Here is a 15,601-nt window from a genome sequence, read left to right as displayed (position 1 = left end):
GATGATCCTGTTTCCCGCCATCGACCTCAAGGACGGAAAGTGCGTGCGCCTGAAGCATGGCGACATGGCCACCGCCACCATCTACAACGACGATCCCGCCGCGCAGGCCAGCGCCTTCGAGGAGCAGGGCTTCGAGTGGCTGCATGTCGTCGACCTCAACGGCGCCTTCAAGGGCCAGAGCGTCAATTCGGCGGCGGTCGGTGCCATCCTGAAGGCGACGAAGAACCCGGTGCAGCTCGGCGGCGGCATCCGCACCTTGCCGCAGATCGAGGATTGGCTGGATCGCGGCCTGACGCGCGTTATCCTCGGCACCGTGGCGGTGCGCGAACCCGAACTGGTCAAGGAGGCCTGCAAGGCCTTTCCCGGGAAAATAGCCGTCGGCATCGACGCCAAGGGCGGCAAGGTCGCGGTCGAAGGCTGGGCCGAGGCCTCCGAGCTCGGCGTCATCGAGCTGGCCAAGAAATTCGAGGGCGCCGGCGTCGCCGCCATCATCTACACCGACATCGACCGCGACGGCGTGCTGACCGGCATCAACTGGGATTCGACCATCGACCTCGCCGAGGCCGTGTCGATTCCGGTGATCGCCTCCGGCGGCCTCGCCTCGATCGCCGACATCGTGCGCATGACCATGCCCGACGCGCAAAAACTCGAAGGCGCGATCTCCGGCCGCGCCCTGTATGACGGACGTATCGACCCAGCCGAGGCGCTGGCGATCCTGCGCGGCGAGCGGGCGGAGGCAAGAGCGTGAATATTTCGATCATCCTGGCCTCCTATGACAGCGGCCATTTCCACGGCGGCTGCGGCCAGGGCCCGGACGCGCTGATTTCGGGCGGGCTGGCCGAGGCGCTGAAGCTCGCCGGGCACGATGTCGAGGTGAGCGACATCGGCAAGGTGGTCGAGGACGAAGCCGAGCGCGAGATCGGCACCGGATTTGCCGTCTGCAACGCCGTTTCAGGCGAAGTCCGCATGGCGCTGGACAGGAAGCGGTTTCCGATCGTGCTGGCCGGCAACTGCCTGACCGCCGCCGGCGCCGTGGCCGGTGCCGGTGCCGACGCCATCGTCTGGGCCGACCAGCACGGCGACCTCAACACGCCGGAAACCACCACAACGGGCTTTCTCGACGGCATGGCGCTGGCCACCGTGCTGGGCCTGTGCTGGCGATCGATAGCGGCGCAGATCCCGGGCTTCAAGCCGGTCGATCCGTCGCGCTGCGTTCTGGTCAACGCGCGCGACCTCGACAGCGCGGAACAGGAACTGCTGGAAAAGCTGCCGATCATCCGGACCGAATGCCCGGACTGGAAGAGCGCCGCGCAAAGGCTGAAGGCCGACGGCGCACGCCAGGTTCACATGCATGTCGATCTTGACGTGCACGACCCCGAGAAGCTGCAGGCCAACCGCTACACCACGCCGGGCGGTCCGGCTCCCGAGCAGCTGCGCACCGCCATGTGCGGCCTCGCCGGGCCGCTCGCCATCGCCGGGCTTACCATCTCCGCCTACGATCCAGCCTTCGATCCCAAGGGCGACGTGCCGCCGCTGGTCGGCGCGCTGGTGGTCGACCTGCTCTCGACGCTGGAGCGCAAGTGATGCTCAAGGCCCGCGTCATCCCCTGCCTCGACGTCAAGAACGGCCGCGTGGTCAAGGGCGTCAATTTCGTCGACCTCGTCGATGCCGGCGACCCGGTCGAGGCCGCCAAGGCTTATGATGCCGCAGGCGCCGACGAGCTCTGCTTCCTCGACATCACCGCCTCGTCCGACAATCGCGAGACGATCTTCGACGTGGTTGCCCGAACGGCCGAGCAGTGCTTCATGCCGCTCACCGTCGGCGGCGGCGTGCGCCAGGTGGCCGACATCCGCAAGCTGCTCCTGGCCGGCGCCGACAAGGTGTCGATCAACACGGCGGCGGTGAAGAACCCGGATTTCGTCGCGGAAGCTGCCGATAAATTCGGCAACCAGTGCATAGTCGTGGCGATCGACGCCAAGAAGGTATCAGCGCAAGGCGAGACCGACCGCTGGGAGATCTTTACCCATGGCGGACGCGAGAAGACCGGCATCGAAGCGGTCGAATTCGCGCAGCGCATGGTCGAGCGCGGCGCCGGCGAGATCCTTTTGACCTCGATGGACCGCGACGGCACCAAGGCCGGTTACGACATCGCGCTCACCCGCGCGATTGCCGACGCGGTGCGCGTCCCGGTGATCGCTTCTGGCGGCGTCGGAACGCTCGATCACCTGGTCGAGGGCATCCGCGACGGCCATGCGGCTGCGGTGCTTGCCGCCTCGATCTTCCATTTCGGCACCTACACCATTGCCGAAGCCAAGACGCATATGGCCAGGGCCGGCCTGCCGATGCGGCTGGACTCGGCCGCCCATCGGACTTAAACCGCTGCTATGGCTCAATTTTCGCTCGCCGAGCTGGAAACGATCATCCATCAGCGCGCCCATTCCGGCGACGCCGACTCATGGACGGCGAAGCTGTTCGCCAAAGGCATCGATAAGGCGGCGCAGAAGCTCGGCGAGGAAGCCGTCGAGACGGTGATTGCCGCCGTCAAGGGGGACAAGAAAGCCGTCGTTTCGGAAAGCGCCGATCTTATATATCATTGGCTGGTCGTCCTTGGCATCGCGGGCATTCCGCTTGACGAGGTGCTGAAGGAGCTTGAGGGCCGAACCAGCCGCTCGGGTACCGCCGAAAAGGCGTCCCGGCCCCAGGGCTGATCGAAAGAGAGAGCACGATGTCGCCCGAAAACGGCTTCGCACTTTTCGGCGGCACGCTCTAGGAGGGCAGGAAACCCGATGGACCAGCTGGCTCCGACCGAGAAGTACTCCCCCTATCGATTCTTCTCCGCCGAGCAATGGTCGCAGTTTCGCGCCGACACGCCGCTGACGCTGACCGGGGACGAGATCGACCGGCTGCGCTCGCTCAACGACCCGGTCGATCTCGAAGAGGTCAAGCGCATCTACCTCTCGCTGTCTCGGCTGCTTTCGGCCCATGTCGAGGCAAGCCAGCTGCTGTTCCGGCAGCGCCAGGCCTTTTTCAACGCGCAGGACGTCGTCAAGACACCCTTCATCATCGGCATTGCCGGCTCGGTCGCGGTCGGCAAGTCGACCACGGCGCGCGTGCTGAAGGAGCTTCTGGCGCGCTGGCCGTCGAGCCCGAAAGTCGACCTCATCACCACCGACGGCTTCCTGTTGCCCAACGAGATCCTGCGCCGCGAGAACCTCATGGAGCGCAAGGGATTCCCCGAGAGCTACGACGTCGGCGCGCTGCTGAGATTCCTGTCCGGCATCAAGTCGGCGCAAAGCAGCGTCCGGGCGCCGGTCTATTCGCACCTGACCTACGACGTGATCCCCGGCGAGTTCGTCACCATTGACCGGCCGGACATACTGATCTTCGAAGGCATCAACGTGCTGCAGCCGGGCAAGCTGCCGAAGGATGGCAAGATCGTGCCATTCCTGTCCGACTTCTTCGATTTCGCCATCTATATCGATGCCGACGAGAAGCTGATCCATCAATGGTACATCCAGCGTTTCATGCGGCTGCGCGAAACCGCCTTCCGCAATCCGGATTCCTTCTTCCACCGCTATTCGCAGCTCTCCGAGGATGCCGCGCGGGCCATCGCCGAGGGGCTGTGGGCCAACATCAACCTGAAGAACCTGCGCGAGAACATCCTGCCGACCAGGGCGCGGGCCGACCTCATCCTGCGCAAGGGCACCAACCACCTGATCGAGGAAGTCGCGTTAAGGAAATTGTGACCCCTTAACGACGCCTTAGGCAATCCCGACTAGCGTTGCCAGCCAAACTCCAGCGGGTGTCGGGAGGCAACCGGTGATCAATGCGGGCAATGCCGCGGGACGCGAGCCCCGGTCTATTCACTGGTCATTTCGGGCTTCAATGCAGAGGCGGCGCTGCCGCTATTTGTCCGGCGGGATGAGCCTAACTCGACAAGCTCGACGCCAGCGCCGGAGCAGCGTTTTCCTATTGCGGGCATCGCTGCGTGACGTTCATGCCTGACGGTGCGCTTGGCGTCGAAATCTTCCGCTTCGCCTGTGCAACCGGGGCCGGATTCCTCCTCTCCGTTGGGCTGGCCGCAATTCTCACCGATCTCGCCGGATACCTGTCGTCGGCGCCGGTGGCGCTGGCTTCCATTCTAGTGCCGGTTCTGAACTTCGCAGTCTTACGCAAGTTTGTCTTCGGCGCTCCCATGGGCGCCAACGGCCCCCTCTGCCCCGAAGGAGAGAGCCGATGACCGCCGTGCTCGACAGACCGACAGCAGACGCGCCTATCGGCGAAGCGCGCAGCATGTGGGCATGGACCGTGATCCTTTGCCTGCTGGTCCTGGCGGCCGCCATTCCCTGGCAGATGCGATGGGGCGTCATACCAGACACAAGTTGGGTGATCACGCTGTGCGAGAAGATGCTTGCCGGATCACGGCTCTATGTCGATATTTTCGAAGTCAATCCGCCTTTCACGCCTTGGATGTTCATGCCGGTCGTGGCACTGGCGCACAAGGTCGGCATGTCGCCGGAGGTGGCGGTTCATGCCTACAGCTATGCGATTTGCTTGGCAGGATTGGCGTTTGCCGGGCTGATCGCCAAGCAGGCCGGTCTTGCCGAGAACCGCGCGCTGTTTCCAATGTTGCCGCTGTTCCTGGCCCTGCTTGTCATCTTCCCGGGCAATGCTTTCACCGAACGGGAGCAACTGGGGATCGCGTTGTTTTTGCCGATGCTGGTGCTGACGGCGTGGCGCGCGGCACCTATCGAAGGACGCGCGCCGAGTATCCTGACGGCGGTTCTTGCCGGGCTTAGCGGCAGCGTGCTGGTTCTGGTGAAGCCCTATTATGCACTGGTCGTGCTCGTTCCGGCGCTCTACGCGGCCTGGAGCCGCCGGTCGATCCGGATGCTTTTCGCCGTCGAGAACTGGGCGATCGGCCTGGTTTGCGTCGCCTATGTCGTTGCCGTCCAGTATTTCCATCCGGAATTCCTGAGCGTCGTCTATCCGATGCTGGCCGACACCTATATGCGGATGCAGAAGATGCAGGCGCTGCTGGAGATCTATGTGCCGATCTATGTGGTCGCTCTTGCCGCGCTATATCTTCTTAGACCGGGATTGCCTTTGTCGCCACTGGTCACCGTGTTCACGCTTGCTTCGCTGGCTGCGACCGTGCCGCTGATCTACCAGGCAAAAGGCTGGCCCTATCACGCATTTCCGGCCTTCAGTCTGATTCTGGCGGCCCTCCTGCTGAGGATGGCGCAAGCTGCCCCGGCGACATACAAGTCGCCGGGCACGGCAATGGAACTGGTGCGCAAGGTGCTGCTGGCTGTCATCATTGCGGCCGCCGCCATCCCGTTCATGCAGACACAGAAGCTCAGTGCAGAGTTTGTCGCCAAGCTTAAGGCCGCTGCTCCTCAGCCGACCGTCGCGCTAGTCGGCGCCGACATCTCGGGGGGCCATCCACTTACCCGCATGCTCGGCGGGACATGGATTTCACGCCATTGCAACGACTGGCTGGGTGAATCAGCGCGTTATCTTTCGGGCATCGCAAGCCGGGACGGCGACCAGGAGGCCGCGTCCCACTACCGGCAGATCGCCGATCGCTACATCGAGAGCAAGATCGCCGAACTCGAGACCCAGAAGCCTGCCATGATAATCGTCGAGAAAAAGGACAGGGACTGGAATGCGGAGCTTGCCCAGTGGCAAGACTACACCAACTTCCTGCGACGCTATCAGCAGATTGCCGAGGATGACGAAGTGCAGGTGTTGCTGCGCAATGCAGGAACTGCCCAGGCAGAGTGATCCGCAGCCGTCCTTTCGGGAGAGGTCGCGAGGAAATTTTGAACGGTGGCTGCCGGTTAAAGCGCGCTTAACTGCCGGTCCGTTAGAAACTAAGCCACAAACGCTGTACTGCTATTGAGGCTACCGGCATGGATGCGCCATTGGTTGCTTCAGGCGAGCAGGCCGATCTGCGGCCCCGTCAGGCCGGAACTGCATTTCGCCTTGGCCTGCCGGCTGCCGCAACATTGTTGATCGCCCTCTATGCGATCGTCGTCTCGCGCCTCTTGCCAGGCAATGTCGACGTATCGTGGCTGCTGACCGTCGGCGACCGCGTGCTGAGCGGCGAACGCCTCTATGTCGACATCGCTGAGGCCAATCCGCCCTTTTCGACCTGGCTCTACCTGCCATTCCTGATTCTTGAGCGGTTGACCGGGCTTTCGGCGGAGCTCTGGGTGGGGCTCGGCATGGTAATGCTGGCAATCGGTTCGGTCTGGCTTTCAGCTCGAATCCTTGTACGTGCCGACCAAATGCTGACGCGATTCCTCTGGGCAGTTCCGGTCCTGGTGTTTCTTCTGCTTGCGCTGTCGCCGGCGGATTTCGGCCAGCGCGAACAAATCGCAGTCATCTGCCTTTTGCCTTGGCTGGCGCTGCTTGCGGCACGCGACCGGACAGCGGATTTCCGCGCCGGCAGCACGGCCGAGCGGCTTGCCGCCGGGATTGGCGCCGCGATTTTCGTCATGATCAAACCGCCCTTCAGCGTGCTGGCGCTGGCTGCGCCGGTGCTGGTCCTTGCCGCGCAGCGACGCTCGGCGCGGCCTCTGCTGACGACCGAGAATGTGTTCGGCGCTGTTTTGACCGTCGCCTATCTGGTCGTGCTTGTGGTTTTCATGCAGCCCTTCTTCACCGATGTCCTGCCTTTGCTGCGCGAGGTCTATTTGCCGATGCGCTTGCCGGCCGTCGACATGTTGATGCTCTTGCCGGTGAAGATTTTCGTGGCCATGGCCGCGGCAACGTTGGCCATGGCCTACCCTGACTGGCTCGATCGCGATGCGAAGATTCTGCTGCTGGCAGGTGTTGGCTATATCCCTGGGTTTGTCGTCTTGGGCAAAGGCTGGACCTATCAGGCGATGCCGTTCCTGACGCTCGGCATGTTGGCCTTTGTGCTCCAGTTTATCCGGTTGCGGCCACAGCGCGACCTGCCTGTGCTGGCAAGGGCGGGTGTCGGGTTCGGTCTGCTTTTGCTCGTAGCGACCCTCGCGCCACGGCAAGGCCTGGCATTCGTCGAACCGCGTGGCGATCTCGACGCGGCGACGGCCGCCATCAACCGGATCGCCGATCACCCGACCTTTATATCGATCGGCTCGGCGCTGCAGATCGGCAATCCGCTCGTCCGGATGACCGGCGCTCGCATGGTTGGGCGCCACCCGTCCGGCTGGATGGTCAATGATGCCCAGGTCCTGATCGAGTCTGGGCCGGATATCGCGACCCGCCTCAGGCTCGAAGCCTTGCGCGCGGATTACACGCAGGCGATCGCCAGTGAGTTGGCCACGAAACGGCCGGATATCGTTGCCGATGACGGAACCGCAGGACCGGACGTACCGATAAAGCTCCGTCTGACGCAGCCGCACGCAACGGCGCCGTTGCGTGACAGCCCTTTGATCGCAAAGGCTTTGCAGGACTATCGTCTGCTCTATCAGAACGCCTCCGTAACCCTGTTCATCCGCAGCGATATCGCCGAACGCAATTAGGACGGCACTGGCTGATCGAAATCAATTGGCGCTTAAAGGATATCTCCTTTCTGGCTGCCCTGGCGGGACTGATGCTGGCCGGCGCGGGGGTGCGCCGCCCGTTTCAGGGAAGGACCGGCGCTTCTCGCGCTTGCCCCCGCCGCCTATGCGATGCCGGTGCTGTTTCCCGGCAATGTCTCAGCGAGCGTGAGCATATCGGCGTCGCGCTTTTCCTGCCGCTGATGGCGTGGTGCGCGCGGGGCGAGGTACGGGTGCTACAGCGCAACGCCGGAATTAGCCAGGCACGAGGACCCGCGACCGCCTCAAATTGACATGGCCGTCATTCTTCATACTTCCTGCGGCGAACGGAAGGCTGCGGCAAAGCCGCCGAGCCTATCGCTGCGCACGTATCTTGGAATTGTTTCAGGCTAGGGACGGTTCTCCCGAGAGTTCAGCCTTCGGGCCTCTCGTCCATATCGAATGCAGCATCCACGCGGCAAGAAACAGCGGGATCAGGACAGCGACGCAATATCCGCCCCAGGTGAAAAAATTCACGACGAAAGGCGCGAGCCAGCAAATCGCCAGGATCAGCCGAGGCGGCCTGGAAACCATCGCGGCGAGCATCGCCACCGCTACGGCCACACCGATCGTGTCGTAGGTGTAGCCATAGGGCGTGGCCAGGATCGCAAGGACAGCGGTAAGCACCACGCGTTCCTGATGCGAGACCACGCGGCCCGGCCGCCAGAGCCAGATCGCCGCGGCGATGGAAGCGATGGTCGCGACCGCCTGCACGCCATAGGCGGAGGTCACCCCGGCGCCGAAAGCTCTCGCCGTGAAGAACACCGTTATTGCGTTGTACTGATAGGGCTGCGGATAAGGCGCCTCCATGATCGCCGTCATCAAGGGGCGGGTTTCGGTCAGGAACAGCCGCCAGACATCGAAGCCAAAGAACAGGCCGGTGGCGAGGGCGATCACGACGCTGGTGCCGATGGCCGCGAGAACGGCGCGCCAGTTGCCGCTGGCGAGCAGGCAGAAGGGCACGAGAATGCCGAGATGCGGTTTGATCGTCAGCAGGCCGAACAGGATTCCGGCCAGCAGCGGGCGCCTTGGCGCCACGGCGAGGCCTCCGATCAACAGCGCGGCGGTCAGCGCGCCGTTCTGGCCGAACAAGGAGTTCCAGATAACCGCCGGGCTCAAGACGATCGCCAGTTCCACGGCCGCTCCGAGCTTCAGCGGCCGGACAGCCAGCCACAGGCACAGCACGGTCCCGAACGTCCAGATCAGATAGGCGGAGAGGATCGGCAAGGTGGCAAGCGGAACGCCGAGCAGGAGGATGTTCGGCGGATAGCTCCATTCCTGATTTGGAAGGTCGGGTGAGAACATCGCGCGCAGCGCCGCGCGGTAGGCCTCCACGTCGAAGAGAACGGCAACGTGGCCCTCGATGGCCATGCGCGAACCTGCCCAGAGGTTGGTGAAATCCCAGTAGGGGAGCCTGTGCGACAGCGCGGAAAAGCCTCGGCTGTCCAAGGTCCACAGAAAGCTCAGATAGAACCAAGTCATCCATGCGGCGATGATCGACACGACCGTGACAATGGCCACGTCCAAAAGGCTTCTGGTCCTAATCCAATCAGGTTGCATGGCGATCTCAGTGATAGCGACCGCGATTGTAGCCCAGGTGTCCTTAAGATCGTCTTGCCCCAATATGCTCAGCCAGGCACCGTCACCCGCCGCAGCGTCAGATTGATGCGGCCGCCGTTCTTCAGCAGCGCCGATGTCGCCGGATAGATGCGGTCGACACCGTGGAAGGCGAGGCGGCCTTCGCCGCCAAGCACGACGACGTCGCCGCTCTTCAGCCTGAACGACTTGGTGCCGCCATCGCGCCTGTCCTGGCCGACCCGGAACAGGCAGTCGTCGCCCAGTGAGACCGACACCACGGGCGCGGCGAAATCCTGTTCGTCGCGGTCCTGATGCAGGCCCATTTTGGCATCCGCCGAATAGAAGTTGACCAGGCATGCCTCGGGCGGATGCTGATAGGCCGAGACCTCGCGCCATAATTCCAACAGGGCTTCCGGGATCGGCGGCCAGGGCTCGCCGGTCACCGGATGCGTCGGCTGATAGCGATAGCCGCGCTCCTTGTCGGTCACCCAGCCAAGCGCGCCGCAATTGGTCATGCGCACGCTCATCTCCTTGCCGGTGCGCGGCATGGCCGGCACGTAGAGGGGTGCGGCCTGCACGACGCGCCTGATCTCCTCGACCAGCGCTTCCTGGGCCGGGCGCGGGAGGTAGCCCGGCATATGGCGGACGCCTTTGGGCAGAACGAGCATGGATCGATCCGTTGCTCCCTAGCGCCGGATGGTTTCGGGTCTGTTCGACATGAAATCTGAATCCGTCTCTAAATCAGAGAGATAGGGCATGATGTCCCGAAAACCGCTTCACACTGTTCGGCATCATGCTCCAAGCCATGCCATCCTTCAAAGAAGGCGGCGACCCGAAACCAGCGGCTTTGGCCGGATCAGTCGCTTTCCACCCGACCGCGCAGCTTCTTCACCGTCGACCGGCCTGCCTTGCTCTTCAGGCGGCGCTCCACGGCGCCTTTGGACGGCCTGGTCTTCTTGCGCGGCGGAGGCGGCGGCTCGGCCGCCTTGGCGATCAATGCAGTCAGCCGCGCCCGCGCGTCGGCGCGGTTCTGCTCCTGGGTGCGAAAGCGGCCTGCCTCGATGACGATGACGCCGTCCTTGGTGGCGCGCTGGCCGGCCAGCTTGATGGCGCGCTCGCGCACGCGCTCGGACAGGCCGGACGCGTTCGCCGCGTCGAAGCGCAGCTGTACGGCGGTGGCCACCTTGTTGACGTTCTGGCCGCCCGGACCGGACGAGCGGATGAAGTCCTCATGCAGGTCGCCAGGACGGATGACCGCTTCGCCGGAGATGATGATATCGTCGTCGCTTGCCATGCACGCACTCATGACGCGACGGCGGCAAAAAGAAAAGGCCCGGCGCGAGCCAGGCCCTGGAGGAAGAAGTTAGCAGTGACTGCTATTCAGCCGCTTCCTGCATCCGCGGCGCCGCGCCGAGGATGGTCGCGTCGACATGGCGTTCGAACTTCTCGAAATTGACGGCGAACATGTTGACCAGCTTCGCGGCCTGGCGGTCGTAACCGGCCTTGTCCGTCCAGGTCGAGCGGGGGTCGAGAATGGCGCCGTCGACACCCGGGACCGCCACCGGCACCTCGAAGCCGAAATTGGCGTCGGTCCGGAACTCGGCCGACTTCAGCGAACCGTCGAGCGCGGCGCCCAGCAAGGCGCGCGTTACCTTGATCGGCATGCGGCGGCCGGTGCCGTAGGCGCCGCCGGTCCAGCCGGTGTTGACCAGCCAGCAGTCGACGCAATGGCCGGCGATCAGCTCGCGCAGCAGATTGCCGTATTCGGATGGATGGCGCGGCATGAACGGGGCGCCGAAGCAGGTCGAGAACGTCGCCTCCGGCTCGGTGACGCCCTTTTCCGTGCCGGCAACCTTGGCGGTATAGCCCGACAGGAAATGGTACATCGCCTGCGCCGGCGTCAGCCTGGCGATCGGCGGCATGACGCCGAAGGCGTCTGCGGTCAGCACGATGATGTTCTTCGGATGCCCGGCACGGCCGGTCTTCGAGGCGTTGGGGATGAAATCCAGCGGATAGGCGCAGCGCGTGTTCTCGGTCAGGCTGCCATCGTTGAAATCCGGAACGCGGCCGGCGTCGAGCACCACGTTCTCCAGCACCGTGCCGAAGCGCTGCGTGGTGGCGAAGATCTCCGGTTCGGCCTCCGCCGACAGCCTGATCGTCTTGGCGTAGCAGCCGCCTTCGAAATTGAAGATGCCCTGCGGGCCCCAGCCATGCTCGTCGTCGCCGATCAGCGTGCGCGACGGGTCGGCCGACAGCGTCGTCTTGCCGGTGCCGGACAGGCCGAAGAAGACGGCTGCGTCGCCGTCCGCACCTTCATTGGCGGAACAGTGCATCGGCATCACGCCCCTTGCCGGCAGCAGATAGTTCAGCATGGTGAAAACCGACTTCTTCATCTCGCCGGCATAGGAGGTGCCGCCGATCAGAACGATCTTGCGGGTGAGGTCGACCGCGATCACCGTTTCGGTGCGGGTGCCGTGACGCGCCGGATCGGCGCGGAAGGAGGGCAGGTCGATGATCGTAAGCTGCGGCACGAAACGCTCGATTTCCGCGGCTTCGGGACGGATCAAAAGATTGCGGATGAACAGCGAATGCCAGGCGAATTCGGTGATGACCCGGGTCGGCAGCTTCAGATTGGCGTCGGCGCCGCCGACGAGGTCCTGCACGTAGAGGTCCTTGCCGGCTGCATGTGCCTTGAAATCCGCCAGCAGCGCTTCGAACTCACCCGGCGAGATCGCCTTGTTGTTGTCCCACCAGACCTGGCCGCCGGTCGCCTCGTCGCGCACGACGAATTTATCCTTCGGCGAACGCCCGGTGTGCTGGCCGGTCTCGGCGACCAGCGCGCCTTGCGCGGTCAACCTCGCCTCGCCGCGCCGGATCGCTTCCTCGTAGAGTTCGGCCGCGCCAAAATTATAGCGTACCATGCCCATTGTCTTCAGGCCGATCGCGTCGATGGCGCAGTCGGGGTTGCGTTTGCCGGCTTCCGACATCAAATTTCCTCTCTGGATTTGGCCGCATCTGACGGGTTACTTCCCGGAGCCCGCGCTGGGGCCGTCAGGTTCAGAACCAGAAAAGCCGAATGATATCAAATCATTAATCGATTTAAAAAATTTGAAAGTTGTTTAAATCGTTTATATGTGCAAAAAACCGTAGAGGTTGCCCAAAGGATTGGCAGGCTCGGCTCGTCCAATCCCACTATAGGTGCGATGGCGTGTGACGGCAGGCCGCCCGTGACTTCGGACAAGGCCCGTGCCACATTTTGTACCCAATTTGTCCTGCAAAAGCCCCTTCTCGACGACAGAAGGGACAGCTCATGAGGGAGCCGCTTGAAATGGCAACAATCGCGCTTGTCGACGACGACCGCAACATTCTGACCTCGGTGTCGATCGCGCTCGAATCCGAGGGCTATCGGGTCGAAACCTACACCGATGGCGCGTCGGCGCTGGAAGGCCTGGCGGCACGGCCGCCGAACCTCGCCATCCTCGACATCAAGATGCCGCGCATGGACGGCATGGAGCTGTTGCGCCGCATGCGCCAGAAGTCGGATCTCCCGGTCATCTTCCTGACGTCGAAGGACGACGAGATCGACGAGTTGTTCGGTCTCAAGATGGGCGCCGACGACTTCATCCGCAAACCGTTCTCGCAGCGCCTGCTTGTCGAGCGCGTGCGCGCAGTGCTGCGCCGCACCAGCGCCCGCGAGGCGGCGGCCAAGGCGCCCAGCCAGCAGGCCCGCTCGCTCGAACGCGGCCAGCTGGTGATGGACCAGGAGCGGCACACCTGCACCTGGAAGGGCGAGCCGGTGACGCTGACGGTGACCGAATTCCTCATCCTGCATTCGCTGGCGCAGCGCCCCGGTGTGGTAAAAAGCCGTGATGCGCTGATGGATTCAGCCTATGATGAACAGGTCTATGTCGACGACCGCACCATCGACAGCCACATCAAGCGGCTGCGCAAGAAGTTCAAGGCCGTCGACGACGACTTTGAGATGATCGAAACCCTTTACGGAGTCGGGTACCGGTTCCGCGAAGCTTGAGATAGGCAGTAGGGAATAGTCAGTAGTCAGTTTTGAATGATGCGGGCGGCCACCCATAGCCGAAGTCAGCCAACCACTTCCCTACTGCCTACTCACTACTCACTAACTAAACAGGGCCTGCTATTCGATGGCAGTGGAAGTGGAGCGAGGCAGACGGGCGGGCGCGGCAAGGCGTCCGCCGCGGATCGTGCCCGCCTTCGTTTCGAAAATCACGGTGCCGATGCGCCGGTTTCTCGGCCATCACATCTTCTCCAGCCTGACGCGGCGCATCCTGTTCCTCAACCTGGCCGGCCTCGCAGTGCTGGTCACCGGCATCCTTTACCTGAACACCTTTCGCGACGGGCTGATCGATGCGCGCGTCGAAAGCCTGATGACGCAGGGCGAGATCATCGCCGGCGCCATCGCGGCTTCGGCGACCGTCGAAACCGATTCGATCAGCATCGATCCAGAAAAGCTGCTGGAGCTGCAGGCGGGCGAAAGCCTGGGGCCGGGGTCGGACCAGCTCGACAACCTCGATTTCCCGATCAATCCCGAGCGTGTCGCGCCGGTGCTACGACGCTTGATCTCGCCGACGCGCACCCGCGCCCGCATCTATGACCGCGACGCCAACCTGCTGCTCGATTCGCGGCATCTTTATTCACGCGGCCAGATCCTGCGCTACGACCTGCCGCCCGTCGACGAGGAGCAGCCGGGCGTCGTGGAGCGAGTGGAGAAGTTCATCTTCGACTTCTTCCGCAACAAGGACCTGCCGGTCTACCACGAGCAGCCCGGCGGCAACGGCGCGGCCTTTCCCGAAGTGGTCAAGGCGCTGACCGGCAGCCCTTCGACAATCGTGCGGGTGAGCGAGCAGGGCGAACAGATCGTCTCCGTCGCGGTGCCGATCCAGCGCTTCCGCGCCGTGCTCGGCGTCTTGATGCTGTCCACCGAAGGCGGCGACATCGACAAGATCGTCGCGGCCGAGCGCAAGGCGATCCTGCGCGTGTTCGGGGTGGCGGCGCTCGTCACCGCGATCCTGTCGATGCTGCTCGCCTCCACCATCGCCAATCCGCTGCGCCGGCTTTCAGCCGCCGCCGTCAGGGTGCGGCGCGGCGTCAAGAGCCGCGAGGAAATCCCCGACTTTTCCGATCGTCAGGACGAGATCGGCAATTTGTCCATTGCCGTGCGCGATATGACGAATGCGCTGTATGCGAGAATCGAGGCGATCGAAAGTTTCGCCGCCGACGTGTCGCATGAGTTGAAGAACCCGCTGACGTCGCTGCGCAGCGCCGTGGAAACGCTACCTTTGGCGAAAAACGATGCTTCTCGCGCGCGCCTGATGGAGATCATCCAGCACGATGTGAGGCGGCTCGACCGCTTGATCACCGATATCTCGGATGCGTCCCGCCTCGATGCCGAGCTGGCGCGCGACGATGCGGCGACCGTCGACCTGAAGAAGTTCATCACCGACCTCATCGCCGTCTCGCGCGAGACGACGCGCAACAAGAAGGCCGTCGAGATCGACCTCAAGGTCGCCAAGCTGCCGGCCGGCGCCAAAGGCTATTTCGTCGTCGGCCATGACCTCAGGATCGGCCAGGTCATCACCAATCTGATCGAGAACGCGCGTTCCTTCGTGCCCGACGAGCATGGCCACATCGCGATCTCGCTGGCGCGCGCGGGCAAGTTCAACATCATCACCGTCGACGACAACGGCCCGGGTATCCGGGCCGAGAAGATCGACCGCATCTTCGAGCGCTTCTATACCGACCGGCCGGCCGGCGAGGCGTTCGGCCAGAACTCCGGCCTCGGGCTGTCGATCAGCCGCCAGATCGTCGAGGCACATGGCGGCACGCTGACGGCCGAGAACATCCCCGGCACCAAGCCCGGCGAGATCAAGGGCGCGCGTTTCGTGGTGACGCTGCCGGCGGAAGGCTGATCGCCGAACCGACATGCCAGGCGCCGCCGCAAAGCCCCGCAACATTCATGGGACGGCCATACTGGTCGGCGAGCGCGGCGTGCTGATCACCGGGCCGTCCGGCGCCGGCAAGACGACGCTGGCGCTGGCGCTTGTCGATCATTGCCGCGCGCAGGGCCTTTTTGCCCGGCTGGTCGGCGACGACCAGTTGCTTGCGGCCGCGCATGGCGGCCGGCTGGTTTGCCGCGCGCCGGCGAGCATCGCCGGCCTCGCTGAGGTGCACGGCATCGGGCCGCGGCCGCTGGCTTTCGAACCGGCCGCCGTGATCGATCTTGTGGTGCGGCTTGTCGAACCGGCGGACATGGCGCGTCTGCAGGACGAGACCACGGAGACGATCGGCGGATGCCGGCTGCCCCGCGTCGACATCGCCCGGCAAAATGTTACCGCCGCGTTGCCCATGCTGATGGCGCGGCTGTCGATCCAGCCTTTTTCATGATCCGGCCCGGATTTTTTGCTGCGATGCGTCAAAAT

General features: G+C 63.7%; 14 protein-coding genes and 1 pseudogene. 11 read left to right on the top strand and 4 right to left on the bottom strand.

Translation table 11 applies throughout. The features are described 5' to 3' along the window. The first annotated feature begins 1 nt into the window (after nt 1). The 8 genes and pseudogenes from hisA (at nt 2) to LB526_RS22350 (ending at nt 7,514) form a co-directional block, all read left to right on the top strand. A complete protein-coding gene (hisA, locus tag LB526_RS22385) occupies nt 2–748 on the top strand; it encodes a 1-(5-phosphoribosyl)-5-[(5-phosphoribosylamino)methylideneamino]imidazole-4-carboxamide isomerase (RefSeq protein WP_224629875.1) in 747 nt (248 codons plus the stop codon). Next, nucleotides 745–1,584 carry an arginase family protein gene (locus tag LB526_RS22380; RefSeq protein ID WP_224629874.1) on the top strand — a complete coding sequence of 280 codons (840 nt, stop codon included), beginning with the start codon at nt 745–747 and terminating at the stop codon, nt 1,582–1,584. Before hisA ends, LB526_RS22380 begins: the two co-directional genes overlap by 4 nt. Continuing rightward, nucleotides 1,584–2,375 (top strand): imidazole glycerol phosphate synthase subunit HisF, encoded by a 792-nt coding sequence (hisF, locus tag LB526_RS22375; protein WP_224629873.1) that lies wholly within the window; start codon nt 1,584–1,586, stop codon nt 2,373–2,375. The genes LB526_RS22380 and hisF overlap by 1 nt, the downstream gene beginning before the upstream one ends. 9 nt (nt 2,376–2,384) lie before the next feature. Further along, a complete protein-coding gene (locus LB526_RS22370; protein WP_095768008.1) occupies nt 2,385–2,708 on the top strand; it encodes a phosphoribosyl-ATP diphosphatase in 324 nt (107 codons plus the stop codon). A gap of 78 nt (nt 2,709–2,786) precedes the next feature. Then, entirely contained in the window at nt 2,787–3,746 is a 960-nt protein-coding gene (gene coaA / locus LB526_RS22365; RefSeq protein WP_140843531.1) for a type I pantothenate kinase, read from the top strand. A gap of 218 nt (nt 3,747–3,964) precedes the next feature. Beyond that, nucleotides 3,965–4,240, top strand: a pseudogene (locus LB526_RS22360) (GtrA family protein); the annotation flags it as partial. After that, nucleotides 4,237–5,787 (top strand): hypothetical protein, encoded by a 1,551-nt coding sequence (locus LB526_RS22355; protein WP_224629872.1) that lies wholly within the window; start codon nt 4,237–4,239, stop codon nt 5,785–5,787. The pseudogene LB526_RS22360 and the gene LB526_RS22355, both read left to right, overlap by 4 nt. A 128-nt stretch (nt 5,788–5,915) precedes the next feature. Then, a complete protein-coding gene (locus LB526_RS22350) occupies nt 5,916–7,514 on the top strand; it encodes a hypothetical protein (protein ID WP_224629871.1) in 1,599 nt (532 codons plus the stop codon). A gap of 402 nt (nt 7,515–7,916) precedes the next feature. Here LB526_RS22350 and LB526_RS22345 read toward each other — a convergent pair whose 3' ends face one another. From LB526_RS22345 to LB526_RS22330, 4 genes are all read right to left on the bottom strand, one after another. Beyond that, entirely contained in the window at nt 7,917–9,092 is a 1,176-nt protein-coding gene (locus tag LB526_RS22345; RefSeq protein ID WP_224629870.1) for a glycosyltransferase family 87 protein, read from the bottom strand. A gap of 107 nt (nt 9,093–9,199) precedes the next feature. Next, the gene (locus LB526_RS22340) at nt 9,200–9,817 is read right to left on the bottom strand and encodes an alpha-ketoglutarate-dependent dioxygenase AlkB family protein (protein WP_224629869.1); all 618 of its coding nucleotides are present in this window, start codon (nt 9,815–9,817) and stop codon (nt 9,200–9,202) included. Between the two features lie 188 nt (nt 9,818–10,005). After that, a complete protein-coding gene (arfB, locus tag LB526_RS22335) occupies nt 10,006–10,443 on the bottom strand; it encodes an alternative ribosome rescue aminoacyl-tRNA hydrolase ArfB (protein WP_095768001.1) in 438 nt (145 codons plus the stop codon). Between the two features lie 82 nt (nt 10,444–10,525). Then, nucleotides 10,526–12,136 (bottom strand): phosphoenolpyruvate carboxykinase, encoded by a 1,611-nt coding sequence (locus LB526_RS22330; RefSeq protein WP_224629868.1) that lies wholly within the window; start codon nt 12,134–12,136, stop codon nt 10,526–10,528. Between the two features lie 341 nt (nt 12,137–12,477). On the opposite strand from LB526_RS22330, the gene LB526_RS22325 reads away from it, so the two are divergent. From LB526_RS22325 to LB526_RS22315, 3 genes are all read left to right on the top strand, one after another. Continuing rightward, the gene (locus LB526_RS22325; protein ID WP_006201274.1) at nt 12,478–13,179 is read left to right on the top strand and encodes a response regulator transcription factor; all 702 of its coding nucleotides are present in this window, start codon (nt 12,478–12,480) and stop codon (nt 13,177–13,179) included. A 127-nt stretch (nt 13,180–13,306) separates the two neighbouring features. After that, the gene (locus LB526_RS22320) at nt 13,307–15,091 is read left to right on the top strand and encodes a sensor histidine kinase (RefSeq protein WP_095767999.1); all 1,785 of its coding nucleotides are present in this window, start codon (nt 13,307–13,309) and stop codon (nt 15,089–15,091) included. A gap of 13 nt (nt 15,092–15,104) precedes the next feature. Beyond that, nucleotides 15,105–15,566: an HPr kinase/phosphorylase gene (locus LB526_RS22315; RefSeq protein ID WP_140843517.1), complete on the top strand. Its 462-nt coding sequence runs from the start codon at nt 15,105–15,107 to the stop codon at nt 15,564–15,566. Nucleotides 15,567–15,601 lie beyond the last annotated feature (35 nt).

This window comes from Mesorhizobium sp. CA6, assembly GCF_020165035.1.
Lineage (GTDB): Bacteria > Pseudomonadota > Alphaproteobacteria > Rhizobiales > Rhizobiaceae > Mesorhizobium.
This window is presented reverse-complemented; position numbering and strand designations above follow the sequence as displayed.

Coding starts and splice junctions, on each gene's coding strand:
- hisA (WP_224629875.1), top strand. CDS start 2: ATGATCCTGTTTCCCGCCATCGACCTCAAGGACGGAAAGTGCGTGCGC.
- hisF (WP_224629873.1), top strand. CDS start 1,584: ATGCTCAAGGCCCGCGTCATCCCCTGCCTCGACGTCAAGAACGGCCGC.
- LB526_RS22370 (WP_095768008.1), top strand. CDS start 2,385: ATGGCTCAATTTTCGCTCGCCGAGCTGGAAACGATCATCCATCAGCGC.
- coaA (WP_140843531.1), top strand. CDS start 2,787: ATGGACCAGCTGGCTCCGACCGAGAAGTACTCCCCCTATCGATTCTTC.
- LB526_RS22355 (WP_224629872.1), top strand. CDS start 4,237: ATGACCGCCGTGCTCGACAGACCGACAGCAGACGCGCCTATCGGCGAA.
- LB526_RS22350 (WP_224629871.1), top strand. CDS start 5,916: ATGGATGCGCCATTGGTTGCTTCAGGCGAGCAGGCCGATCTGCGGCCC.
- LB526_RS22340 (WP_224629869.1), bottom strand. CDS start 9,817: ATGCTCGTTCTGCCCAAAGGCGTCCGCCATATGCCGGGCTACCTCCCG.
- arfB (WP_095768001.1), bottom strand. CDS start 10,443: ATGGCAAGCGACGACGATATCATCATCTCCGGCGAAGCGGTCATCCGT.
- LB526_RS22330 (WP_224629868.1), bottom strand. CDS start 12,136: ATGTCGGAAGCCGGCAAACGCAACCCCGACTGCGCCATCGACGCGATC.
- LB526_RS22325 (WP_006201274.1), top strand. CDS start 12,478: ATGGCAACAATCGCGCTTGTCGACGACGACCGCAACATTCTGACCTCG.
- LB526_RS22320 (WP_095767999.1), top strand. CDS start 13,307: ATGGCAGTGGAAGTGGAGCGAGGCAGACGGGCGGGCGCGGCAAGGCGT.
- LB526_RS22315 (WP_140843517.1), top strand. CDS start 15,105: ATGCCAGGCGCCGCCGCAAAGCCCCGCAACATTCATGGGACGGCCATA.